Annotated in this window: 23 protein-coding genes, 1 pseudogene and 1 riboswitch; of the genes and pseudogenes, 13 read left to right on the top strand and 11 right to left on the bottom strand. The window is 71.5% G+C overall.

The genetic code is table 11. The features are described from left to right. Positions 1-49 precede the first annotated feature (49 nt). Together QF032_RS18160 and QF032_RS18155 are read right to left on the bottom strand one after the other, a co-directional pair. Entirely contained in the window at positions 50-1,645 is a 1,596-nt protein-coding gene (locus QF032_RS18160) for a N,N-dimethylformamidase beta subunit family domain-containing protein (RefSeq protein ID WP_306951102.1), read from the bottom strand. Between the two features lie 259 nt (positions 1,646-1,904). After that, a complete protein-coding gene (locus tag QF032_RS18155) occupies positions 1,905-2,480 on the bottom strand; it encodes a TerD family protein (protein ID WP_057579155.1) in 576 nt (191 codons plus the stop codon). Between the two features lie 176 nt (positions 2,481-2,656). On the opposite strand from QF032_RS18155, the gene arfB reads away from it, so the two are divergent. Together arfB and QF032_RS18145 are read left to right on the top strand one after the other, a co-directional pair. After that, the gene (arfB, locus tag QF032_RS18150) at positions 2,657-3,094 is read left to right on the top strand and encodes an alternative ribosome rescue aminoacyl-tRNA hydrolase ArfB (protein WP_306951104.1); all 438 of its coding nucleotides are present in this window, start codon (positions 2,657-2,659) and stop codon (positions 3,092-3,094) included. Between the two features lie 162 nt (positions 3,095-3,256). Next, positions 3,257-4,141 (top strand): sigma-70 family RNA polymerase sigma factor, encoded by an 885-nt coding sequence (locus QF032_RS18145; RefSeq protein ID WP_307043987.1) that lies wholly within the window; start codon positions 3,257-3,259, stop codon positions 4,139-4,141. Positions 4,142-4,267: 126 nt separating this feature from the next. Here the strand turns inward: QF032_RS18145 and QF032_RS18140 are convergent, their stop codons facing one another. Then, entirely contained in the window at positions 4,268-4,843 is a 576-nt protein-coding gene (locus QF032_RS18140; protein ID WP_307056591.1) for a GNAT family N-acetyltransferase, read from the bottom strand. A 75-nt stretch (positions 4,844-4,918) separates the two neighbouring features. Continuing rightward, entirely contained in the window at positions 4,919-5,482 is a 564-nt protein-coding gene (locus tag QF032_RS18135) for a flavin reductase family protein (protein WP_306956043.1), read from the bottom strand. A 360-nt stretch (positions 5,483-5,842) separates the two neighbouring features. On the opposite strand from QF032_RS18135, the gene cdgB reads away from it, so the two are divergent. Together cdgB and QF032_RS18125 are read left to right on the top strand one after the other, a co-directional pair. After that, positions 5,843-7,510 carry a diguanylate cyclase CdgB gene (cdgB, locus tag QF032_RS18130; protein WP_306951109.1) on the top strand — a complete coding sequence of 556 codons (1,668 nt, stop codon included), beginning with the start codon at positions 5,843-5,845 and terminating at the stop codon, positions 7,508-7,510. Positions 7,511-7,657: 147 nt separating this feature from the next. Then, a complete protein-coding gene (locus QF032_RS18125) occupies positions 7,658-8,614 on the top strand; it encodes a CBM35 domain-containing protein (protein WP_307056590.1) in 957 nt (318 codons plus the stop codon). A gap of 242 nt (positions 8,615-8,856) precedes the next feature. Here the strand turns inward: QF032_RS18125 and nagA are convergent, their stop codons facing one another. Together nagA and QF032_RS18115 are read right to left on the bottom strand one after the other, a co-directional pair. After that, on the bottom strand, positions 8,857-10,074 hold the full coding sequence (nagA, locus tag QF032_RS18120; protein WP_307056588.1) for an N-acetylglucosamine-6-phosphate deacetylase: 1,218 nt from the start codon (positions 10,072-10,074) through the stop codon (positions 8,857-8,859). Further along, a complete protein-coding gene (locus QF032_RS18115) occupies positions 10,074-11,015 on the bottom strand; it encodes an ROK family protein (protein ID WP_307056586.1) in 942 nt (313 codons plus the stop codon). Before QF032_RS18115 ends, nagA begins: the two co-directional genes overlap by 1 nt. A gap of 163 nt (positions 11,016-11,178) precedes the next feature. Between QF032_RS18115 and QF032_RS18110 the strand changes: the two genes are divergently transcribed. The 3 genes from QF032_RS18110 to otsB are packed head-to-tail and all read left to right on the top strand — an operon-like array spanning position 11,179 to position 13,729. Then, positions 11,179-12,468 carry an extracellular solute-binding protein gene (locus QF032_RS18110; protein ID WP_444875850.1) on the top strand — a complete coding sequence of 430 codons (1,290 nt, stop codon included), beginning with the start codon at positions 11,179-11,181 and terminating at the stop codon, positions 12,466-12,468. 47 nt (positions 12,469-12,515) lie between these two features. Next, entirely contained in the window at positions 12,516-12,833 is a 318-nt protein-coding gene (locus QF032_RS18105) for a DUF3263 domain-containing protein (protein ID WP_373430476.1), read from the top strand. 29 nt (positions 12,834-12,862) lie between these two features. Then, entirely contained in the window at positions 12,863-13,729 is an 867-nt protein-coding gene (otsB, locus tag QF032_RS18100; protein ID WP_307043974.1) for a trehalose-phosphatase, read from the top strand. A 93-nt stretch (positions 13,730-13,822) separates the two neighbouring features. Here the strand turns inward: otsB and QF032_RS18095 are convergent, their stop codons facing one another. Beyond that, positions 13,823-15,238, bottom strand: a complete 1,416-nt coding sequence (locus QF032_RS18095; RefSeq protein WP_307056583.1) for an alpha,alpha-trehalose-phosphate synthase (UDP-forming) — start codon at positions 15,236-15,238, stop codon at positions 13,823-13,825. Positions 15,239-15,354: 116 nt separating this feature from the next. After that, the gene (locus QF032_RS18090) at positions 15,355-16,299 is read right to left on the bottom strand and encodes a glucosyl-3-phosphoglycerate synthase (protein ID WP_307043970.1); all 945 of its coding nucleotides are present in this window, start codon (positions 16,297-16,299) and stop codon (positions 15,355-15,357) included. Positions 16,300-16,463: 164 nt separating this feature from the next. Continuing rightward, positions 16,464-16,619: riboswitch (SAM riboswitch) on the top strand. 18 nt (positions 16,620-16,637) lie between these two features. Between QF032_RS18090 and thrC the strand changes: the two genes are divergently transcribed. The 4 genes from thrC to groL all read left to right on the top strand — a co-directional run bounded on the left by thrC (position 16,638) and on the right by groL (position 20,890). After that, positions 16,638-17,936, top strand: a complete 1,299-nt coding sequence (gene thrC / locus QF032_RS18085; protein WP_307056581.1) for a threonine synthase — start codon at positions 16,638-16,640, stop codon at positions 17,934-17,936. Further along, entirely contained in the window at positions 17,933-18,208 is a 276-nt protein-coding gene (locus tag QF032_RS18080) for a MoaD/ThiS family protein (RefSeq protein ID WP_307043966.1), read from the top strand. The genes thrC and QF032_RS18080 overlap by 4 nt, the downstream gene beginning before the upstream one ends. 450 nt (positions 18,209-18,658) lie before the next feature. Then, complete coding sequence (locus QF032_RS18075; RefSeq protein ID WP_062645468.1) at positions 18,659-18,865, top strand: cold-shock protein; 207 nt, start codon at positions 18,659-18,661, stop codon at positions 18,863-18,865. A 402-nt stretch (positions 18,866-19,267) separates the two neighbouring features. Next, positions 19,268-20,890, top strand: a complete 1,623-nt coding sequence (gene groL, locus QF032_RS18070) for a chaperonin GroEL (RefSeq protein ID WP_107443349.1) — start codon at positions 19,268-19,270, stop codon at positions 20,888-20,890. A 164-nt stretch (positions 20,891-21,054) separates the two neighbouring features. On the opposite strand, the pseudogene QF032_RS18065 reads toward groL, so the two are convergent. Together QF032_RS18065 and QF032_RS18060 are read right to left on the bottom strand one after the other, a co-directional pair. Continuing rightward, a pseudogene (locus QF032_RS18065) lies at positions 21,055-21,288 on the bottom strand (hypothetical protein); the annotation flags it as partial. Between the two features lie 57 nt (positions 21,289-21,345). Further along, positions 21,346-21,420: a hypothetical protein gene (locus QF032_RS18060; RefSeq protein WP_307050165.1), complete on the bottom strand. Its 75-nt coding sequence runs from the start codon at positions 21,418-21,420 to the stop codon at positions 21,346-21,348. Positions 21,421-21,449: 29 nt separating this feature from the next. Between QF032_RS18060 and QF032_RS18055 the strand changes: the two genes are divergently transcribed. Together QF032_RS18055 and QF032_RS18050 are read left to right on the top strand one after the other, a co-directional pair. Next, complete coding sequence (locus tag QF032_RS18055; protein WP_307056579.1) at positions 21,450-21,710, top strand: hypothetical protein; 261 nt, start codon at positions 21,450-21,452, stop codon at positions 21,708-21,710. A gap of 136 nt (positions 21,711-21,846) precedes the next feature. Beyond that, positions 21,847-22,974: an NADH:flavin oxidoreductase gene (locus tag QF032_RS18050; protein WP_306951138.1), complete on the top strand. Its 1,128-nt coding sequence runs from the start codon at positions 21,847-21,849 to the stop codon at positions 22,972-22,974. Positions 22,975-23,028: 54 nt separating this feature from the next. Here the strand turns inward: QF032_RS18050 and QF032_RS18045 are convergent, their stop codons facing one another. Next, on the bottom strand, positions 23,029-23,598 hold the full coding sequence (locus QF032_RS18045; protein WP_306951140.1) for a hypothetical protein: 570 nt from the start codon (positions 23,596-23,598) through the stop codon (positions 23,029-23,031). Positions 23,599-23,662: the final 64 nt, after the last annotated feature.

The raw sequence follows: 23,662 nt of genomic DNA, 5'->3' as shown, positions 1-23,662 counted from the left end.
CTCAGATCTCGGCCGGTCAGACCCTGACCGTTTCTCAGATTCCGACCGGTCAGACCCCGACCGATTCTGCTCCGATCTGTCCGCGCGAGAGCAGCATCCGCTCGAGGAGGTTGCGTGTGGCGCGTTCGACGCGCGGGTCGTGGTGGTCCTTGTCCTGAAGGGCGAGGGGCCAGTAGAAGGTGCCGGCGGCGAAGACGAGGGTGCCGCCCTCGTGTTCGGTGAGTCCGGTGTTCTGGATGCGCCGCTTGGGGGCGCTGCCCTTGACCGGCTTGACCCGGTAGGGGGACTCCGAGAGGAGGGTGCGGGTGGCGCCCTTGGGGGACGGCATTTTGCTGTCGTAGCCGTCGGCCTCGACGGCCACGAGGTGGGGTATCTCCTCGCCGTCCTTGAGCCCGGTGCCCTCCCAGAACCAGTGGTCCGGCCTGCGGACGACCAGGGGTGCGGGTTTGGCCAGGATGCCGTTGTACTGGACGCCGAGGACGCCTTGTTCGGCGCGGCCGGTCTTCTTGCCGTGCTTGTCCTGCAGGTCACGCCAGCGCTCGGTGGGGCCGTTCGCGTCGGGGGACGGGTCCGGGGCGGTCTTGTAGCAGGCGACGGTGCGGGCGGGTGTGCCGTCGGCCGCGCCGGTGAGCCGGATGTGGAAGTAGACGTTGTTGGCCGCGAGGAAGGCGAGGTGGGTGCCGACGTCCACCGCCTTGTCCAGAACGTCCCGCATGGGCTTCGACCAGTACTCGTCGTGCCCGGGGAAGATCATCGCCGTGTAGCGCTCGGGGTCGATCCTGCCCTCGTGCAGGTCGGTGCTCGTCGCGTATGTCACGTCGTGGCCCTCGGCCTCCACCCAGCGCGTGAACGTGATGTCCAGCTCGGCCCAGCGGGGCAGACCGTGGTCGGAGTAGGGGCGGTCGAACGACACCTGGAACGCGCGGTGGTTGCTGTCGGCGACCGCTCCGGGGCGGGGGTAGCCGCGGTAGAGGTTCTTGCCGGTGCGGCCGTCCAGGGGCCATTGGTTGTAGGCCTGGTAGGTGGTGAAGGGGAGGACCACCAGGAGGTCCGACGCGCGGTTCTGCTCGCGGACGACGAACGGGGTGCAGCTGCGGTGGCCGTCCTCGGCCTCGAAGACGGCCACGTAGACGCCCGATATCCAGGTGCTGGGGACTTGGTGCGTCCAGGACGGGCGCCAGTCGCACACGATGGCGCCGGTCTCGGGGTGCGGGGCGGGGACGGGCTGCCGGGAGCCGGTGAGCTCCGGTCCGGTGGCCATCAGGCGGCCGCCCTCGCCGTCGTAGTGGCCGAGCCGGTAGAGGGAGATGCGGAAGGGCTGCGGGTCGCGGACGGACACGTGGAAGGAGATGGGTTCCCCGGGGGCGACGGAGGTCGTCGACGCGTAGCCGTGGATCTGTCCCAGATGGTCCTTGGTGCTGAGGCGGGCGTCCGCGGGGACTTCCCAGTCGGCCGTTCCGTCGTGGGTGTTCTCGTTCACGACCGGGTTGGCGCCCGTGGCGGTGGCCTTGCGGACGGTCGGCGGGGCCGCGGACGGGGGCTCCGCGGGGGTCTCGCGGTAGGCGTAGGCCGCTCCGATCCCGGCGGCGGCGACCGCCCCCACCCCGAACGTACCCATGGCCCTGCGACGACTGACGACGGACATGTGGAACAGGCCCCCCTGGCACCGGCACACGGTCCGCGCACGCGTTGTTCACTCGTCGCACAGCCGTGTGGACTGTCAAACCTTCTGGCTGCACCGCGACCTGTGTCGTCGCACTGCAGGTTCGGGTCGTGACGGTCGAGCGACTGGTCAAGCCGCTGGTCACACGAAGACCGCCCACCCTCCTGATAGAGGGCGGACGGTCCGGTGAGGTTGCCTGGGACGCCTCGGTTGTTCGAACGTCCGGTGACGTCCGGGTGGATCAGACGCTGACGCCGAAGTCCTGGGCGATGCCCACGAGGCCCGACGCGTAACCCTGGCCGACCGCGCGGAACTTCCACTCCGCGCCGTTGCGGTAGAGCTCGCCGAAGACCATGGCCGTCTCGGTGGCCGCGTCCTCCGAGAGGTCGTAGCGGGCGATCTCGGCGCCGCCGGCCTGGTTGACGATGCGGATGTAGGCGTTGCGGACCTGGCCGAAGTTCTGCGAGCGGTTCTCCGCGTCGTAGATCGAGACCGGGAAGACGATCTTGTCGATGTCGGCGGGGAGACCCGCCAGGTTCACGTTGATCGCCTCGTCGTCGCCCGCGCCCTCGCCGGTGCGGTTGTCGCCGGTGTGGACGATGGTCTGGTCCGGCGTCTGCTTGTTGTTGAAGAAGACGAAGTGACCGTCGGAGTAGACCTTGCCCTGGAGGTTGACCGCGATCGCGGAGGCGTCGAGGTCGAAGTCCGTGCCGGTGGTGGTGCGGACGTCCCAGCCGAGGCCCACGGTGACGGCGGTCAGGCCCGGAGCCTCCTTGGTGAGCGAGACGTTGCCACCCTTGGACAGGCTTACAGCCATGGTTGGGAGTCCTTCCCTCGTTGCGTACGGCGTCGTACGGGCTTCGTACGGGCACGAAGCTACAGCTATCCCTATGAACGCAGCGAAGGGTGCTCAAGGTTCCCCGCCACTCCGCGTTTCTTTGCTTTCTTTACCTAGGGATATTCGCGTGACTCGGGCCGGGCCGGAGCGGGAACATGGGGGGCATGTCTGGTCCCTATGTCGTCCGCGGCTCGGTCTCGCTCCCCGAGGCCGAGCTCATGTGGCGTTTCTCGCGGTCTTCGGGGCCGGGCGGGCAGCACGTCAACACCAGCGACTCACAGGTGGAGCTCCGCTTCGACCTCGGCCGCACCGAGGCGTTCCCCGAGGTGTGGAAGGCGCGGGCGCTCGAGCGGCTGGCCGGGCGGCTCGTCGACGGCGTCGTCACCGTCCGCGCCTCCGAGCACCGCTCCCAGTGGCGCAACCGCGAGACCGCCGCCGTACGCCTCGCCGCCCTGCTCGCCGAGGCCACGGCCCCGCCGCCCAAGCCGCGCCGGCCGACCCGGATCCCGCGCGGCATCAACGAGCGGCGGCTGCGGGAGAAGAAGCAGCGGTCCGACACGAAGCGGGGCAGGACCGGCCGCGACTGGTCCTGACCGGGGCGGACCCGGTCCGCCGGTTCGGCGTGCCGGTCCTGCGGGCTGCCCGGCGGCTCCCTTCGTCCCGCTGTTCTGTCACATGTCGCGTGGCCCGTCCGTCTTTCCCGGGACGAGAGCGATCGACGGCCGAGCCGGGACGAGGGACGAAGGATGCAACCGATGACGACGACGGGTGACGACGATTTCCTGGCCCGGTCCTTCGAGGCGCACCGCGCCCGTCTGCGCGCCGTGGCCCACCGCATGCTCGGCTCCGCCGCCGAGGCCGACGACGCCGTGCAGGAGGCCTGGTTGCGGCTCAGCCGGAGTCACGGCCGCAGCGGGGGAGAGGAGATCGGCAATCTCGGGGGCTGGCTGACGACGGTCGTCGGCCGGGTCTGCCTGGACATGCTGCGCTCGCGCCGCTCCCGCGCCGAGGAGCCGCTGGAGAACTGGTCTCCCGCGCCGTCCTGTTCGGTGCCCGACCCGGCGCAGGACGCGCTGCTCGCGGACTCCGTGGGCGCCGCCCTTCTCGTCGTCCTGGACGCCCTGACCCCCGCCGAGCGGCTGGCGTTCGTGCTGCACGACCTGTTCGGGGTGCCCTTCGACGAGGTCGCGGCGATCGTGGACCGGACCCCGGAGGCTGCCCGGCAGCTCGCCAGCAGGGCTCGCCGCCGGGTGCGCGGAGCGCAGGAACCCGAGGTCGACCCGGCCCGGCAGCGCAAGATGGTGGACGCTTTTCTGGCCGCCGCGAGGGAGGGCGACTTCGAGGGGCTGCTCGCGGTTCTCGACCCGGACGTCGTGTCCCGTTCCGAGGCCGGAGTGACGGCCGGCGCCGCGGCGGTCGCGGCGGGTGCGTCCGCTTTCCACCGCGTCGCCCTCGAGGCCCGGCCCGACCTCGCGATCCGGTCCGCCCTGGTGGACGGCGCGACGTCGGTGGCGGTGCTGGCCGGCGACCGCGTGGAACGGGTGGTGCGCTTCACGTTCGTGGGGGGCGGACGGATCGCCCTGATCGACGTCGTGAGCGAGCCCGCCCGCCTCGCCGGGCTGCAGGTGACCCTCCTGTAGGCCGAGGCCGAGGCCGGTTCGGCGAGGCGGGACGGGAGGGAGCGGGAGCGGCCGGGGGGAGGCGACGGGCGGGAGTCGACGAGGAGGGGCGGGGCGGGGAGGCGGCGCTGCGGGCTCGGCGTCGCCTCAGGGCTGGTCCAGGCGCAGGACGCCGACCGTCTCGCCCTCGCTCTTCTCGCCGTTCTTGCGGAACCCCAGCCGCAGATAGAAGTCCTCCGGCCCGTTCTCGCCCTCGTGCCAGGTCACGTACATCTCCCGGGCGCCGCGGCGGCGCAGTTCCGCGGCGACCGACTGCACGGCGAACCGGCCGTAGCCGCGGCCCTGTTCGCCGGCGGCGATGTTCAGCCGCCACAGGCCGGAGCGGAGCAGGGGGACCTCGCCGGTCCCGTCGGTCCAGTCGATGTCGAGGAAGGCCATCAGGAAGCCGACGGGACGGTCGCCGTCCATGACCAGGCGGGGCCAGGCGACGCCCGGCGGGTGCACGTAGGCCTCGGCGAGGGACTTCATGACCGGGGAGACCGCGAACTCCTGGTCGGGGCGGACGCGAACGCCGGTCGCGGCCCCGAAGTTGGCGGGCGTGATCTCAACGAGGCGCAGTCCGGAATCCGTCGAGGCGGCCCCGCCGGACCCGCCGGTCCTGTCGGCGCCGTCGGCCCCCTCGGTACGGACGGTTCTGTCGGGCCGGTCTGTCGCGCGGGTCATGCGGGCACCCTAGGCGCACCGGTCGCGGGGCGGCCACGGTATTTCGGCGACGCCCCGGCGCACGTCCTGCGCCTTTCAGCCCAACTGGCGGTAGCGGCCCCGGAAGTAGACCAGCGGACCGCCGTCCGCGCTCGGGGCAGTGGCGGTCAGGACGCGGCCGATCACGAGGGTGTGGTCGCCCGCCGGGACACGCCGCTCGGTGCGGCATTCCAGGGTGGCCAGCGCGCCGCCGACCAGGGGCGCGCCGGTGGCCTCGCCGCGCGTGTACGGGATGTCGTCGAAGAGGAGGCGGTCGCTGATGCGGCCCTTCATGGCGAAGCGGCCGGCGATGTGCCGCTGGCTCTCGGAGAGGACCGACACCGCCCACCGGGGCTGTTCGTCGAGGAGGTCGTCCATCCGGGAGCCGTTGCGCAGGCTGACCATGACCAGCGGCGGGTCCAGGGAGACGGACACGAAGGCGGTGGCGGTCATGCCGACGTCCTCGCCGTCCGGCGCCCGGGGGTCGTCCGGGTCCAGGGAGGGCTCCCGGGCGGTCACCAGGACCACGCCGTCGGCGAGCCGGGACATGGCGGCGCGGAACTCGTCGTTGCTCACCCCCTCAGCATGCCCGGAGGGGGTCTTCGGCACGGTGTCGATCATGTCTGTGGGCACGCTCGGAACGCTAGTGGGCGGGCGATGGGCGGCGCATCGGACCTCCGCCCGAGTAGGGTCGTAGGACCGGGGACCCATCACCGCGTTCCGTGCGCCGGCGGCTGCTGTCCGTGTTCAGGAAACGCACAGGAAAAACGCGGAAACTCCACTCAAATGTTCACGTTCATCTGTGACTTGAGTCACAAGACGCACTAATTGTTGACCCTGTGTACCGAGTGAGCAGCGCGCTGTGATTCAGTGGCGGAGGCGTCACAACAAGACACACACCGACAACGAAGCACCAGAAACGACGTTGCGCCGAAGACAACCCTTGATTCGCTGCGAAGTCTCGGGGGGAGGGCGAAACACATGGAGACCGAGTCGGAGCCGTACGTCCGTCTTGCGTCCCTGCGACAGCTGCACCAGGTCATGGCCGACATGAACACGGCCCGCAGCCTGGCCGACACACTGCAGACCGTCGCCGACGGCGTGGTCACGGCACTCGGGTACGAGCTGGCGTGCGTCAACCTCGTGCGCGCCGACGGCGATCTCGTGGTCGCCGCCTTCTCCGGCAACCCGGCGGCCGAGGCCCTCATCACGGGCCGGGTCGGCTCGCGCGAGTCCTGGGAGCGCCGCCTCGGCATGGGGGAGACCTGGGGCGACCTGATCTTCATACCGCACACCGAGGGCTGGGTCCTCGACGACGACGACGTCCCGCAGTGGTACACCGACGGGCCCGCGCCCCGCTTCGAGGACGAGTGGCACCCCTCGGACCGGCTCTTCGCCCCCATGTACACGCCCGCCGCCCCCGGCAGCGGCGACGCATGCGGCGAGCTGATAGGCGTCCTGTCCGTGGACCGGCCGCGCAACGGACGCCGTCCCGGCGCGTGGGGGCGCGAAGCGCTCCAGATGTACGCCTTCCAGGCCGCCATCGCCATCAGCAACGCGCGTCTACGTGCGAACATGCAGCGGGCGCTGGTCCGGCTCGAACGCGAGCAGCAGGCCCTGCGCGCCAGTGAGGAATCCTTCCGGCAGGCCTTCGAGTACGCCCCCTCCGGCATGGCGATAGCCGAGATGGGCGGCGACCAGCACGGGCGCATACTCCGCACCAACGACGCGCTGTGCCGCCTGCTGGGCCGGCCCGCCTCCGCGATGCGCCGCTACTCGTTCTCCGACCTCGTCCACCCCGAGGACATAGGCACCCTGCTCCGCACCTCCGCGGAAGGCGGCCGCGCCGAGCTGCGCCTGGGCCGCCGGGACGGCACCTACCTCTGGGTCAGCCTCCGCAACTCCGTCGTCGCCGACGCCGCCGACGGGCCCCGTTTCCTCCTCACCCACGTCGAGGACATAGAGGAGCGCAAGCGCCGCGAGCTGCAGCTCGCCCACCGCGCCTCGCACGACTCCCTCACCGGCCTGCCGAACTCGGCCGAACTGCGCTCGCGGCTGTCCGCCCGGCTCTGTCAGCGGCCCCTGTCGACCCATCCCGCCGCCGTCGACGCCATGGACACGGCCTACGGCCACGCCGCCTTCGACGCCAACGGCCACGGCTTCGACTACCGGCCCGGCGGCGCCGAGTCCTTCGACGGCTACGACCACCATGTGCACACCGCCGCCCCCGAGGACGGACGCGACGACGGGGCCAAGGGGCTCGCGGTCCTCTTCTGCGACCTCGACGGCTTCAAGTCGATCAACGACCGGTTCGGGCACAACGCGGGCGACGCGGTCCTCATCGAGGTCGCCCGCCGGCTCTCCCGCCAGGTCCGCGACGGCGACACGGTCGCCCGGCTCGGTGGCGACGAGTTCGTGATCCTCGCCGACGGCCTCGGCCGCGCCGACGCCGCCGACCTCGCCGTACGCCTGCGCAACGAGATCATCCAGCCGATCCGCGCCGAGGGGCGGGCCGTGCGGGTGGGCGCCAGCTTCGGCATCGGCTGGGCGCATTGCGGGATGACAGCGGACGAAGTGCTGAAGTCCGCGGACGAGCGCATGTACGTAGAGAAACGATCTCGTCCCAAACAGCACAGGCGTGCGGGATGATCACCAGGTCAGCGGTCCTGCCGCCGCGCTGATGCGATCCGAGTCACCCGTTCGGGCGGTGGGGACCGGGTAGGCTCGCAGTTCTCACACGTATGGATACGCGTACGCGTGTCGCATCGGCCCCGCACTGTTGAGGAGTACGAAGGGATGACGCCCGGCAATAACGGCGCGAGCACGCCCGAGGACGACGACCCGTTCGGCTACCTCTACGCCGACGGCCAGGCCAACGGCGCGCAGCCGCCCTCCGGCGGTGGTTACGGCTACCCGAACTCGGTCAGCAGGGTGCGTGCGGTCGGCGAGCGCCAGTACGGACAGCAGCCGCAGCAGCAGACCGCGCAGTACGGACAGCCGCCCGCGGTTCCGCAGCAGGGGGCGTACGGTCAGCCGAACGCGCACTACGCCGCGCCCGAGAACTTCGCCGCCGGCGGCGGCCCCTCGACCGGCAGGCAGCCCGTGCAGGGCGGCGGCGGCCGTGGCCGCGGGCCCAACACCAAGGGTCTGCTGATCGGCGCGGTCGCGGTGGTCGCCGCGGTCGTGATCGGCATCGCGGTGGCCATGGCCAACGGCGACAAGGGCACCGACGACGACAAGGCGGGCGGCGGCGCCTCCGCCCCGGCCTCCGCCTCCGCGAGCCCGTCGCCCAGCACGTCGAACACCGGCGACGCGAACGAGGTCGAGCTGCCGGCGGTCGACGCTAAGGCGCTCAGCCTGACGGGCGGCACGACCACGGCGTCCGACGTGAAGGGCGCGAAGGCCGGCGACGGGATCTACGTCACGAACTTCAACACCGTCGGCGCGGCGATCACCTGGAACGTCAGCGGCATCCCCAAGGACGGCAAGTACACGCTGGTCGTGAACTACGGCGTGCCCGGCAAGGACGCCAAGGCCGCCCTCACGATCAACGGCACGGCGCAGACCCGCCCGCTCAACCTGGGGAACTTCGCCCACGCCCCGGAGGGCGACTACGCGAAGGGGTGGACCAACACCTGGTCGAACATCACCCTCAACAAGGGCACCAACACCATCAAGATCTCCTGTGAGCAGGGCAATTCCTGCGACGCCAACTTCGACCAGCTCTCGCTCGAGGCGGGTTGGCGCAGCTAGCGGAAGAGCAGGCGGTCTGTCCCGCGGGATCCCGCGAGGGCGCGGTCAGGCCACTCTTCCCTCGTCGGTGACCGACACCCGCGGTGAGGATCACCTGTTCCGGCCTCCCCGAGGGCAGTGTCGATGGCTGGATCCCGAGCCTGTGCGGCGTCCGGGGGCCCTATGGTGGGCCCGATCATGCCAAAGGGACGGTGGCCGGCCCAGTCCTCGGGCCGGCCACCGTCGTCGTGCGGGCGGATGTTTCAGGCCAGGTCGGGAGCCACCACCCAGGCGCCCTTGCGCATCACGCCCCTGACCTCGAAGGCGTCGTCCAGCAGGACCAGGTCGGCGTCCTTGCCGGGCTCCAGGGAGCCGACGCGGTCGGCCAGGCCCAGCAGGCGGGCCGGGTTGGCGGACAGGGCGGCGACGACGTCCTCGACGGGGAGCCGGTCGATCGTCACCGCCCGCTGGAAGGCGCGGTCCTGGGTGAGGGTGGAGCCGGCGATGGAGCCGCCCTCCACGAGACGGGCCACGCCCTCGCTGACCTCGACCTCCAGCGGGCCGAGCAGATAGCGGCCGTCGCCGATGCCGGCGGCGTCCATCGCGTCCGTGATGAACGCGACCCGGCCCGGGCCCGCGTGACGGAACGCCAGCGCGAGTGCGGCCGGGTGCAGATGGGTACCGTCGTTGACCAGCTCGACCGTCACCCGCTCGTCCTCCAGGAGGGCGGCGACGGGGCCGGGGGCGCGGTGCCCGAGGGGCGGCATCGCGTTGAAGAGGTGGGTGGCGACGGTGGCTCCGGCCTCGATGGCCTGAACGGTCTGCTCGTAGGTGGCGTCGGTGTGGCCGACGGCCGCGATCACGCCGTGCTCGGCCAGCAGCCGTACGGAGTCCAGACCGCCCGGCAGTTCGGTCGCCAGGGTGACCATCCTGGCCTGGCCGCGCGCCGCGTCGACCAGCTTGCGCACCTCGGCCGGGTCGGGGTCGCGCAGCAGCGCCTCGGAGTGCGCGCCCTTGCGGCAGGGCGAGATGAACGGGCCCTCGAAGTGGATGCCGGCGAGGTCGCCCTGTTCGGCCAGTTCGCTCAGCAGGCCGGCCTGGCGGACCAGGACGTCCATGTCGTCGGTGACGGTGGAGGCGACGAGGGTGGTGGTGCCGTGCGCCCGGTGGGTGCGGACGGCTGTCAGGACGTCCTGCGCCGAGCCGGCGAAGGAGGCTCCGCCGCCGCCGTGGTTGTGCAGGTCGACGAAGCCGGGGACCAGCCAGTGGCCGGACACGTCGATCACGTCGATCATGTCGGCGGCGCCGTGCGGGGCCCGGTGCGGGGGCTCGGCCGTGATTGCCGTGATCTTCGTGCCGGTGACGGTGATACGGCCGTCGGGGATCGTGCCCGTCGGCAGCACCACCTTGGCGCCGGTCAGTACCTGCGGGTGCGATGTGGCGGTCTGCGCAGTTCCCCGCGTCCCTGGGGGGGTGGCCATCAGGGTGTTACCTCCATGCCGTCGGTCGTGTCGAGGAGATCCCGGGCCAGCAGGCCCGCGCCGAGGCATCCGGCGCTGTCGCCCAGGGCCGCCGGGACGATCTCCGGCAGCTTCTGGAAGGTCACCCGCCGCCGGACGGCGTCCCGCAGCGGTGTGAACAAGGCTTCCCCCGCCTCGGCCAGGCCGCCACCGATGACGAGCGTGCGCGGGTCCAGCAGGGTGAGGGCGGTGACCAGGCCGTCGGCGAGGGCGTCCACGGCGCCCTGCCAGACGCGGACGGCTTCCGGGTCGCCGGACGCGAAGGCCTTCGCGCAGTCCGCTGCGTCCGCCGCCGGGTCCCCGACGGCCGCCGCCCACGCCTCGCCGACCGCCGCCGCGGAGGCGAACCGTTCCAGGCAGCCGCGCTGCCCGCACGGGCAGGGGGCGCCGCCCGGCCGGACGACGATGTGGCCGATCTCGCCGGCGAAGCCGTGCGCGCCCGCTTCCACGCGGCCGTCGACGCCGATCGCGCCCGCGATGCCGGTGCCCAGTGCCACGAACAGGAAGCGGTCGGCGCCCCGGGCGGCGCCGATCCGGCCCTCGGCGAGACCGCCGGTGCGCACGTCGTGGCCGAGGGCGACCGGGGCGCCGAGGCGTTGTGCGAGCAGGGCGCGCAGCGGGACGTCCCGCCAGCCCAGGTTGGCCGAGTAGACGGCGACGCCGCCGACCTCGTCGACGATGCCCGGCACGGCGACGGCGGCCGCGGCGGCGGGCTCGCCGTACTGCCGGGCGCCGTGCTCGCGCAGGTCGGCGGCGAACTCGAGGACGCCGCCGACCACGGCGTCGGGTCCGCGCTCGCGGCCGGTGGCCCGGCGGGCCCGGTGCAGCACTGCGCCGTCCGCGCCGATCAGGGCGGCCTTCATCCCGGTGCCGCCCACGTCGAGGGCGATGACATGTCTCACGGGGACAGTGTGGACCGAGTACCCGCGAGAGGTCTAGTCCACTTCTGGTTGTGGGGGTACCGTGCCGGACCCGGGGGCCGGAGAGGTCTGGACCACCTGGGTGGTGTAGACCTTGATCCGGATATCGGTCCATTGGTATGAGCAATCAGTTGGGAGCAGTGCGGTGCAGCGGCGGGCACGGAAGTCAGCAACGATCACGGCAACCGTGGCGGGGGTGACCGCGCTCGGCCTGGCCGCGGTCCTCACCGGCTGCGGACTGGCCTCGGGTTCCGACGACGTCACCCTCAGACTCGTCGCCGCCGACTACGGCGACAGCGGCGCCAACAGCTCGAAGAAGTACTGGGACCGGCTCGTCGCCGCGTACGAGAAGGACCACCCGGGCGTCACCGTCGACGTCAGCGTGTACTCCTGGAACGACGTGGACGCGAAGGTCAAGGCGATGGTCGACGCGGGCGACGCCCCCGACATGGCCCAGATCGGCGCCTACGCCGACTACGCGGCGGACGACCTGCTGTACAAGGCGGGCGAAGTGCTCTCCATCCCCGTCGAGGCCGACTTCGTGCCCCAGCTCGCCCGGGCGGGACAGGTGCGCGGCCTGCAGTACGGCATGCCGTTCGCCTCCTCCACCCGGCTGCTGTTCTACAACAAGACCCTCTTCGCCCGGGCCGGCATCAGCGCGCCCACCACCTGGGCCGAGCTCGCGAAGGACGCGCGGGCGCTCAAGAAGGACGGCGTGAAGTACCCCTACGCGCTGCCCCTCGGCCCCGAGGAGGCGCAGGCCGAGACCCTGCAGTGGCTGCTCAGCGGCCGGGGCGGCTACACCCAGACGGTCAGCAGCTACAGCTTCGACTCCGCCGAGAACGTCGAGACCCTCGACTGGCTGAAGACCGACCTGGTCGGCAAGGGCCTGACCGGGCCGGTCGCGCCGGGCAGGCTGAACCGGGCCACCGCGTTCGCGGCCTTCGCCGCCGGCGACGTGGGCATGCTCAACGGGCATCCTTCGCTGATGAAGACGGCCGCCGCCAAGGGCGTCGAGTTCGGCATGGTGCCGATGCCCGGCCGCGACGGCCCCAGCAAGACCTCCCTGGGCGTCGCCGACTGGATGACCGCCTTCAAGCGGGGCGGGCACGGCGACGAGATCGGCGACTTCCTCGACTTCGTCTACAGCGAGAAGAACGTGCTGGACTTCTCCCACGAGTACGACCTGCTGCCGGTCACCACCTCCGCGTCCCTGGTCATGGGCACGGCCAAGGAGGACGCCGACCTCAAGCCGTTCCTCGCGGAGCTGCCGCTGTCGGAGAGCTACCCCGTCGGGCGGACCTCGTGGGCCAAGGTCAGCGCGCAGATCAAGAAGCGGATCGGCCAGGCCGTGACCGCGAACGGCAGCCCCGCCGACGTGCTCGGCGACCTGCAGACGACCGCGACGACGCTGGAGAGCGCCGCCGGCGAATGAGCCGGATGTCAGCGGCGGGCGTTACCGTGCGGGTCATGGAGGCGGGCATGGAAGCGAGCGGCGAGGCGGGCAGCGAGCCGGGCACGGAAGCGGGCGGTGAGGCCGGGACGGAAGCGGGCCGGGAACGGCGGGCGGACGCGGACGGGCCGGGCGCGCGGGAGCGCGCCATCCTCGCCCTCGAGCGGCGCGGGTTCCCCGGCCCCGGCGCGAAGGAACGGGCCATACGCGAGGAACTGGACCTGTCGCCGGTGCGCTACTACCAGCTCCTCAACGCCCTCCTCGACGACGCCCGCGCACTGGCCCACGACCCGGTCACGGTGAACAGGCTGCGCAGAGTACGAGAAGCGAGACGGACGGAACGTTAGCGGCGGCGCTCGCTGGTTATCGTCCCTGTATGGGCACCCCTCAGACGCACTCCACGGCACCCGGTCCGCTTCCCGTTCCGGTCACCCCGGCGGGCCGCGCGGCGCTCGACGCGATCGTCGGCCGCCCGTCGGCCGCCCTCGTCGCCCTCGACTTCGACGGCACCCTCGCCCCGATCGTCGAGAACCCGCAGGACGCGCGGGCGCACCCCGACGCCGTCCCCGCGCTCGCCGCGCTCGCCCCGAAGGTCGCCGGCGTGGCCGTCGTCACCGGGCGGCCCGCCGAGGTCGCCGTACGGCACGGCGGCTTCGCCGGGGTAGCGGGGCTGGGCCGGCTCACCGTGCTCGGCCACTACGGCGCCGAGCGCTGGGACGCCCGCACCGGCGCCCTCAGCGCCCCCGAACCGCACCCCGGCGTGGCCGCCGTCCGGGACGGGCTCCCGCGGGTCCTCGCGGCCGCCGGGGACCGGCCCGGCGTCTGGATCGAGGAGAAGGGCGGCCGGGCCGTCGCCGTGCACACCCGCCGCGCCGACGACCCCCAGGCCGCCTTCGACGCCCTGCGCGGCCCCCTCACCGACCTCGCGACCCGGCACGGCCTGATCGTCGAACCCGGCCGCATGGTCCTGGAGCTGCGCCCGCCGGGCATGGACAAGGGCGTGGCCCTGCTGGACCACGTCCGCGAGACCGGCGCCCGGTCCGTGCTCTACGCCGGCGACGACCTCGGCGACCTCCCCGCCTTCGCCGCCGTCGAGAAACTGCGCGCCGACGGCGTCCCCGGCCTGCTGGTGTGCAGCGGCAGCACGGAGGTCGGCGAACTGGCCGAGCGCGCGGACCTCGTCGTCGACGGGCCCGCCGGGGTCGTACGGCTGCTGCGGCAGCTGGCGGCACGGCTCGGCTGAGCCGCGTACGGCGCGGCGGGCGAGCCCGGGCATGCCGTCGACGGCCCGCCCCGGTTCGCGCCGGCCCGCCCGGCGCGTGCCGCGGCCGGCCGCTCAGCCCGGCTGCGTCGCGCGCAGGGCGTTCAGCTGGTCCAGGAACCAGCGGGCCGGCGGCAGCGCGGTCGCCGCGGCGGACAGCCGCTTCGTGCGCTCGGCCCGCTCCCCCGGCGCCATGGACAGCGCCTCGTGCAGGGCGCGGGCGGTCTCCAGGACGTCGTACGGGTTCACCGTGATCGCGTCCTCGCGCAGCTCCCAGTACGCGCCCGCCTCCCGGGACAGGACCAGCGCGCAGCCCTCGTCGGAGACGACCGGGACCTCCTTGGCGACCAGGTTCATGCCGTCGCGGATCGGGTTGACCAGCGCGACGTCCGCGAGGCGGTAGGCGGCCAGGGAGCGGGCGAAGTCGTCCTTGAGGTTCAGCAGCACCGGGGTCCAGCCGGGCGTGCCGTAACCGGCGTTGATCTCGTCCGTCACCCGCTGCACTTCGGCCATGTAGTCCCGGTAGACGGCGAGGTCCTGGCGGGAGGGGTAGGCGAAGGCCACGTGGACGACCCGTTCGCGCCATTGCGGGTGGTCGTCGAGCAGCTGCCGGTAGGCCAGAAGGCCGCGCACGATGTTCTTGGACAGCTCGGTGCGGTCGACGCGGACGATCGCCTTGCGCCCCTCGCCGATCTCCTCGCGCAGCGCCACGATGCGCTCCTCGACGTCCGGGCGGTGCGAGCGCTCGCGCAGGAAGTCGGCGTCCGCGCCGAGCCCGTGCACACCGACCTCGGTGCCGGCCAGGCCCCCGACGGACTGCTCGCAGCAGGCGGTGAAGGCGTCCGCCCAGCGCCGGGTGAGGAAGCCCAGCCGGTCCGCGCCGAGCATGCCCCGCAGCAGCTGTTCGCGGATGTCGTCGGGCAGCAGCGCGAAGTAGTCCGGGGGCGCCCACGGCGTGTGCGAGAAGTGCCCGATGCGCAGGTCGGGGCGCAGTTCGCGGAGCATGCCGGGGACGAGACACAGGTGGTAGTCCTGGACCAGCACCGCCGCGCCGTCCGCCGCATCCTCGGCGAGCGCCTCGGCGAAGGCCCGGTTGTAGGTCTCGTACGCCGCCCACTGGCGGCGGAACCCCGCGTCGAAGACGGGCTCCAGCGGGGTCTGGTACAGCAGGTGGTGGACGAACCAGAGCACCGAGTTGGCGATGCCGTTGTACGCGTCGGCGTGCACGTCGGCCGGGACGGGCAGCATGCGCACGCCCTCCTCGCCGACACCGCGCCGGACCGCCTCGCGGTCGCCGTCGGAGAGCGCCGAGCACACCCAGAGCGCGCCCGCGTCGGGGCCGATGGCCGACAGACCGGAGACCAGTCCGCCACCGCCGCGTTTCGTGTGCAGCGAGCCGTCCTCGCGCACCTCGTAGGAGACCGGACCGCGGTTGGACGCGACCAGCACCTCGGCACCCCGGGCGGCAGACGTGTCGTGCGTGGAAGCCATAAGCCTCAACCTAGCCCGCTCTGTAAACCCTCAAACGTACGGTCGCGCTGTGTGGAGGGGCCGTATCCGGCCGTGTCCTCACTGCCGGCGCCCTGTCGCGGGGGACGGGCACGCGGTCAGGCCACCTTGCGGCGGGCGTACTCCGCGATGTCCGTCATCGGCGGCCGTTCCTCCGTGTCGACGGAGTAGGTGTGCGGCTCGAAACCGTCCGGGCCGCGCTCGAACTGGGTGAGGGCGGGGCGGACGAGGTGGCCGCGGGCCAGCCGCAGCTGGGCGGTGCGGTAGATCGCCGCCGCCATCCGGCCCAGGGCCTGGCCGTCCTGGTGGCGGTGCTTGCGCACGCCGACGTCGACCTGGGCGAGGGCGTCGAGGCCCACCAGATGCAGGGCGTCGACCAGCATGCCCAGCTCCACGCCGTAGCCCACCGGGAAGGGCAGCTGCTCCAGCAGGCTCCGGCGGGCCGCGTACTCGCCGCCGAGCGGCTGCACGAACCCGGCGAGCTGCGGCCAGTGCATGTTGAGCAGGGGGCGGGCCATCAGCTCGGTGACGCGTCCGCCCTGACCGGCCGCGCCGCCCAGCGGACGGTCGTACATGGCCTTGACCAGGTCCACGTCCGGATCGGTGAGCAGCGGGCCGACGATCCCCGAGACGAAGTCGGAGGAGAACTCCCGCAGGTCGGCATCGATGAAGCAGACCACGTCCCCGCGGGTGACCAGCAGCGAGCGCCACAGCACCTCGCCCTTGCCGGGCGCGGCCGGGATGCGGGGGAGTATCTCGTCGCGGTGGACGACGCGCGCGCCCGCCGCCGCGGCCACCTCGGAGGTGCGGTCGGTCGATCCGGAGTCGACGACGACGATCTCGTCGACGAGCGGGACCTGCCGCATGAGGTCGTGGCGGATCACGGCGACGATCTCACCGACCGTCTCCTCCTCGTTGAGCGCGGGCAGCACGACGCTCACCGACTGGCCCGTGCGCTGTTTGGCGGCGAGAATCCGGTGCAGTGGGCGGTCCGTCAGGGACCAGGAACGGGTGCTCAGCCAGCGCTCGACTTCTTCCAGCACGTCGGCGGCTCCTCTGCGCTCTCTCGGCGAGACGGTCCTGCGTGATCCATCTCGCGGTTCGGACGACTATCTCAACTGTCCTGGCCTTCGGTTACAGTCTTGGACAACGCCGGTGACCATCGCATGTCAGGGTCGTCGACGCCCACAGATCAACAACCGAATACCGCTCATCCAGAGGGGCAGAGGGACACGGCCCGATGAAGCCCCGGCAACCCTCCAGTCGGTTCTCGTAGATCAGTGTTGATCGTTCAGCGAGGCTCCCGGCTCGGGAAGGTGCCAAATCCGTCTCACGGCGAAGTGCGTCGTGAGGAAGATGAGGAGAAAGGGCCTCGCCTCACATGGCTGCGCAGACTGTTGCAAGCACCACGGACTCTACGACCTCCGCTGTCGACCTCGGTCCGGCCACCGCGTTGAGCTGCCGCGAGTGCGGCCACCGCGTCCCCCTCGGTCCGGTCTTCGCGTGCGAGAAGTGTTTCGGCCCGCTCGAGATCGCGTACGACTTCTCCTCCTACGACACGGAGGAGCTGCGGAGGCGTATCGAGGCGGGACCCGCGAACATCTGGCGCTACGCGCCGCTGCTGCCCGTCCCGGCGGACGTGGCCGGCAAGCCGAACATCAACCCCGGCTGGACCAAGCTCGTGCAGGCCGACAACCTCGCCCGCGAGCTGGGCGTCGACGCCGGCAAGCTCTTCGTCAAGGACGACTCCGGCAACCCGACCCACTCCTTCAAGGACCGGGTCGTCGCCCAGGCCATCGAGGCCGCCCGCGCGTTCGGCTTCACCACGCTCTCCTGCTCCTCCACCGGCAACCTGGCCGGCGCCGTGGGCGCCGCCGCGGCCCGCGCCGGCTTCCGCTCGTGCGTGTTCATCCCGCACGACCTGGAGCAGGGCAAGGTCGTCATGGCCGCGATCTACGGCGGCGAGCTCGTCGGCATCGAGGGCAACTACGACGACGTCAACCGCTTCTGCTCCGAGCTCATCGGCGACCCGGCGGGCGAGGGCTGGGGCTTCGTCAACGTCAACCTGCGGCCCTACTACGCCGAGGGCTCGAAGACGCTGGCGTACGAGATCTGCGAGCAGCTCGGCTGGCGGCTGCCCGACCAGCTGGTGGTGCCCATCGCGTCCGGCTCCCAGCTCACGAAGATCGACAAGGGTCTGCAGGAGCTGATCAAGCTCGGGCTGGTCGAGGACAGGCCGTACAAGATCTTCGGTGCGCAGGCGGAGGGGTGCTCCCCGGTGTCCGTCGCCTACAAGGCCGGGCACGACGTGGTCCGTCCCCAGAAGCCGAACACCATCGCCAAGTCGCTGGCCATCGGCAACCCGGCGGACGGCCCGTACGTCCTCGACATCGCGCGGCGGACCGGCGGCGCGGTGGAGGACGTGAACGACGAGCAGGTCGTCGACGCGATCAAGCTGCTGGCGCGCACCGAGGGCATCTTCGCGGAGACGGCCGGCGGCGTGACCGTGGGCGTGACGAAGAAGTTGATCGAGAACGGTCTGCTGGACCCGACGAAGACCACCGTCGTCCTGAACACCGGTGACGGACTGAAGACCCTGGACGCGGTGGCCGGCACCGGACTCACCGCGACCATCCGCCCCAACCTGGACTCTTTCCGAGAGGCTGGCCTCGCATCATGAGCGTCACTGTTCGCATCCCGACCATCCTGCGCACCTACACCGGCGGTCAGGCCGAGGTCTCGGCCGAGGGCGCGACCCTCGGCGAGGTCATCTCCGACCTGGAGAAGAACCACACCGGCATCGCCGCGCGCGTCCTGGACGACCAGGGCAAGCTGCGCCGGTTCGTCAACGTGTACGTGAACGACGACGACGTCCGCTTCGAGCAGGGTCTCGAGACGGCGACTCCGCCCGGCGCCGGGATCTCGATCATTCCCGCCGTCGCCGGTGGCTGACCGCTGGTCAGTACCCGCCGGTAGTAACCGTCGGTAATAGTGATTACCGAGAGTTCATGAAATTGCCCTCTCCGCGATAGAAGCGGAGGGGGCAATTCAGTGTGGTTGAGCGCGATACAGTTGGGGAACCGGGTCCTGATCACCGGCTCCGGAGCCTTTTCTTTTCGCCCGCGCCCGACAAGAAGCAGCCAAAGTGCGTGCTGCTTTTGTGGCTTTTGTGGCTTTTGCAGGGCCCGACTTGCCCTGAATTCAGGCGAATTCTCGCCACATTCCGGATCCCTTGCGTCCAGAATTCTCGTCCGAGTGACCTGTTGCAGAGGGCAGTTGGACAGCTACATTCGGCCTCGGTCGACGCGTTCCGGCGCACGCCCCCAACCAATGGGGGGTGAGGTCTGACCCGGATCCGCGAAGTGCGGGTCTGTGCAAGGGCCAGTAATAGGGGAGTTAGGCATGGCTCAGGGCACCGTCAAGTGGTTCAACGCGGAGAAGGGGTACGGCTTCATCGCGGTCGACGGTGGTGCGGATGTTTTCGTCCACTACAGCGCGATTCAGATGGACGGCTACCGCACCCTGGAGGAGGGTCAGCGAGTCGATTTCGAGATCTCGGCTGGCCAGAAGGGGCCGCAGGCGGACATGGTCCGGCTCGCGACCGGCTGAAGCACGCGCCGACTGACAGCGTCGTTCTTCTGTTTCATCTTCGAAGGGCTCGCGCCTCCCGGGGCGCGAGCCCTTCGGCATGCCCGGGGACTGGGCGGCCCCCCGGGGTGGCCTCCCCGACCTCCGAACACCGACCCCGCCCCCCGATCCCGGCCGGCGGGCGCGCGGCGGGACCGGACGCCCCCTGTTCACCTGCGGATCGTCCCGAGGCGCTTGCACTCGGCAGGGGCGAGTGCTAATCATTGGCGTTAGCACTCTGAAGGTGAGAGTGACAACGAAGGACCGGGTCGGTGAGGCCCGCAGGCCAGGTGGGGCAAGGAACCACCCGGCCGGCGAGCCGTCCGTCGCGGGCGCGGGCGCGGTCCGAAGGAATCACCCCCAGTCCTGGAGGGACCACTTCACATGGCCAAGATCATCGCGTTCGACGAGGAGGCGCGGCGCGGCCTCGAGCGCGGCATGAACCAGCTCGCGGACGCCGTCAAGGTGACGCTCGGCCCCAAGGGCCGCAACGTCGTCCTCGAGAAGAAGTGGGGCGCCCCCACGATCACCAACGATGGTGTCTCCATCGCCAAGGAGATCGAGCTCGAGGACCCGTACGAGAAGATCGGCGCCGAGCTGGTCAAGGAAGTCGCGAAGAAGACGGACGACGTCGCCGGTGACGGCACGACCACCGCGACCGTCCTCGCCCAGGCCCTCGTCAAGGAAGGCCTGCGCAACGTAGCCGCCGGCGCCAACCCGATGGCTCTCAAGCGCGGCATCGAGAAGGCCGTCGAGGCCGTCTCCGGCGCCCTGCTCGAGCAGGCGAAGGATGTCGAGACCAAGGAGCAGATCGCCTCCACGGCCTCCATCTCCGCCGCCGACACCCAGATCGGCGAGCTCATCGCCGAGGCGATGGACAAGGTCGGCAAGGAAGGCGTCATCACGGTCGAGGAGTCGCAGACCTTCGGTCTGGAGCTCGAGCTCACCGAGGGCATGCGCTTCGACAAGGGTTACATCTCGGCGTACTTCGCCACCGACATGGAGCGTATGGAGGCCGTCCTCGACGACCCGTACATCCTGATCGCGAACTCCAAGATCGCCAACGTCAAGGACCTGCTCCCGCTCCTCGAGAAGGTCATGCAGGGCGGCAAGCCGCTGCTGATCATCGCCGAGGACGTCGAGGGCGAGGCCCTGTCGACCCTGGTCGTCAACAAGATCCGCGGCACCTTCAAGTCCGTCGCGGTCAAGGCCCCGGGCTTCGGCGACCGCCGCAAGGCGATGCTGAACGACATCGCCATCCTCACCGGCGGCGAGGTCATCTCCGAGGAGGTCGGTCTCAAGCTCGAGAACACGACCCTCGACCTGCTCGGCAAGGCCCGCAAGGTCGTCATCACCAAGGACGAGACGACCATCGTCGACGGTGCCGGCGACTCGGACCAGGTCGCGGGCCGGGTCAACCAGATCCGCGCCGAGATCGAGAACAGCGACTCGGACTACGACCGCGAGAAGCTGCAGGAGCGCCTGGCGAAGCTCGCCGGCGGTGTCGCGGTCATCAAGGCCGGCGCCGCCACCGAGGTGGAGCTCAAGGAGCGCAAGCACCGCATCGAGGACGCCGTCCGCAACGCGAAGGCCGCCGTCGAGGAGGGCATCGTCGCCGGTGGTGGCGTGGCGCTCATCCAGGCCTCCGCCGTCTTCGAGAAGCTGGAGCTCGAGGGTGACGAGGCGACCGGCGCCAACGCCGTGCGCATCGCGCTCGAGGCCCCGCTCAAGCAGATCGCCGTCAACGGTGGTCTCGAGGGTGGCGTCGTCGTGGAGAAGGTCCGCAACCTCCAGGTCGGCCACGGCCTGAACGCCGCGACCGGCGAGTACGTCGACATGATCGCCGAGGGCATCATCGACCCGGCGAAGGTGACGCGCTCCGCCCTGCAGAACGCCGCCTCCATCGCCGCGCTGTTCCTCACCACCGAGGCCGTCATCGCCGACAAGCCGGAGAAGGCCGCCGCGCCCGCCGGCGGCGGCATGCCGGGCGGTGACATGGACTTCTGATCGACCGGTTCCGGTTGATCGACTGTCCTTCGATCCGAGGGCGGTACCCCCAGCTACGGCTGGGGGTACCGCCCTCGGGCGTTTCAGCGGGCGTACCTCTTGAGGGGCTCGGTGTCGAGGGTGACGCTCACGGGCGGTGGAAGCTCGAGGGTCGCGCCCGACGTCGCCCACCAGCCGTCGTCACGCGCGGTACGGGTGAACCACGTTCGGGTGATCCAGCGGAATTCGCCCGAGGCCGTCTCCAGCCGTTCCCGGCCCCGCCTCAGATGCCCGGCCTGCTGGATGCGGTTGAGGGCGGTTCGGAGCGCGCACTGTCCGTACGGGAGCTGCTTGGCCAGCGTCCTCACGGAGATGCCGGTGCCGTCGGGGAGCCGGTCGACGTACGCGGCGATGGCCGCCCAATCCAAGCAAAGAGGGCTCGGAGCTGGACGCTTGAGCTTCGGGGCGGGTGCGGATCAGCCCACCTCGAGGTTCTCCACGAACGCGGACCACGCCTCCGCCCGGAACGCGAGCTTCGGGCCTAGGGGGATTCTGGAGTCCTGGACGGGGATGAGGCGGGGTGGCCGGGGGCGACCTCCTGCGGATCGGGGAGGTCATGGAGCACGTGGGCGGGCGGGTGCAGCTGGGGCCGGTGGGTGGCGGACGGGAGTGGGACCGTCTGCCGGAGGACGTGGAAGAGGCGGCGCCGGGCGATGTGCTGCGCGAGCGGGTGCGCCGGCTGAACCGTGACGCGCTGCGCCACGGCGGGGACCTCGAGCACATCGCCCGGATCACCGGCCGGTCCGCGGAGTGGGTGGTGGAGCGCGGGACCGTTCCCTGAGAGGAGCGTGTCCGGGATCACGTGGGGATGCGGGAGGCGGCCGGAATGCGGTCGGGGGTGGCGGGGTTGTGGATGGGAGCACTCGATGCGTGTGCACATACCAGCCGGTTCAACGTCGTCCCGAGGAGTCCCCCACGTGAGCATCACCCCGCCTGCCGCGTCGCGCGCCGCCGAGATCCTGTCCCGGCCGGTGTCCATCAACGGGCTGACCGTCCCGAACCGCATCGTCATGGCCCCCATGACGCGCATGTTCTCCCCGGACGGCGTCCCCGGCGAGGACGTCGTGTCGTACTACGGTCGGCGCGCCGCCGCCGGTGTCGGCCTCATCGTCACCGAGGGCACCTACGTCGGGCACGACTCCGCCGGGCAGAGCGACCGGGTACCCCGGTTCCACGGGACGGAGCAGCTCGCGGGCTGGGCGAAGGTCGCCGAAGCCGTGCACGCGGGCGGCGGGAAGATCGTGCCGCAGCTGTGGCACATCGGGATGGTGCGCAAGCAGGGTGAGCCGCCGTACGCGGACGCGCCCGCCGTCGGGCCCTCCGGCATCCGGCTGGACGGCACCGAGGGCACCGGCAAGGCGATGACCCAGCGCGACCTGGACGACGTCATCGGCGCGTTCGCCGAGGCCGCGGCCGCCGCCGAGCGCATCGGATTCGACGGCGTCGAGCTGCACGGCGCCCACGGCTACCTCCTCGACCAGTTCCTGTGGGCCGGCACCAACCGCCGGACCGACGCCTACGGCGGCGACCTGGTGGCCCGCACGAAGTTCGCCGCCGAGATCGTGGCCGCCGTCCGCGCGACCGTCTCCGCCGAGTTCCCGGTCGTCTTCCGCTACTCGCAGTGGAAGTCGGACGCCTACGACGCCCGTCTCGCCGAGACCCCGGAGGAGCTGGAGGCCCTCCTCGCCCCGCTCGCCGCCGCCGGCGTCGACGCCTTCCACGCCTCCACCCGCCGCTACTGGCTCCCCGAGTTCGACGGCTCCGACCTCAACCTCGCGGGCTGGACGAAGAAGCTCACCGGCAAGCCCGCCATCACGGTCGGCTCGGTCGGCCTCGACGGCGACTTCCTCCGGGGCTTCGCGGGCGAGGGCGCGCCGGTCAAGGGGATCGACGACCTCCTGGACCGTCTGGAGCGCGACGAGTTCGACATGGTGGCCGTCGGCCGTGCGCTGCTCCAGGACCCGGAGTGGGCGGCCAAGGTGCTCGGCGGCCGTCTCGACGAGCTGAAGCCCTACGACGCCGCCGCGCTGCGCACCCTGAGCTGAGCGCCGACGAGCGTCGACGCTCCCCGGCTGTGCCGTCCGGGGGGACGGGGTCGCTCAGAGGTTGCCGAGCGGCTCGATGTCGACCTTCACCGGGGTGCCCCAGATCCGCAGGACCTCGTAGTCGGTGAACTCGTGCACGAGGCGGTAGGCCATCGCGGGACGGGACCCCCGGCGCAGGGCGGCGATGTACAGCTCCGCCTCGCGCCGGTCCCGCCGCGGTGTTCCGCAGAGCTGCCACTCCTGGCCGTTCCACAGCTCCGCCAGCCAGCGCTGCTGGGGCTGAGGGCGGTCGGCGCGGGTGCCGTACCGCGAAGGGGCGGGGGCGGTGGGGGGCGTCTGCGGCGGCGGGCCGTTGAACTCGGCGCGCCGAGCCGCCCGGCGGCGCGTCTCGCACAGCAGGCACAGGTCGGCGGCGGCCTTGTCGACCGGGCCGTGCGGGTGTTCGGCGCAGCGGGTGGTCGGGGCCGCGCCGACCACGCTGTCGTCCAGCAGCTCCAGCGCACGCCGCAGATCGGCCTTGACCTCGTGCAGCCGGGCGTCCGGGGTGTCGGTGGTGAGGGCGTCCCCGTGTTCGCCGAGCACACGGAGGGCACGGCCGAGCGCGGTGAGCTGGGCGTGGTTCATGGCCCCAAGGGTAGGGCTCGCGCCGGACGACGGCCTTCGCCGGTCGGAGCCCTCGCCGGCCGGA

The sequence above is a fragment of the Streptomyces achromogenes genome (assembly GCF_030816715.1).
Classification (GTDB): Bacteria; Actinomycetota; Actinomycetes; order Streptomycetales; family Streptomycetaceae; genus Streptomyces; species Streptomyces achromogenes_A.
This window is presented reverse-complemented; position numbering and strand designations above follow the sequence as displayed.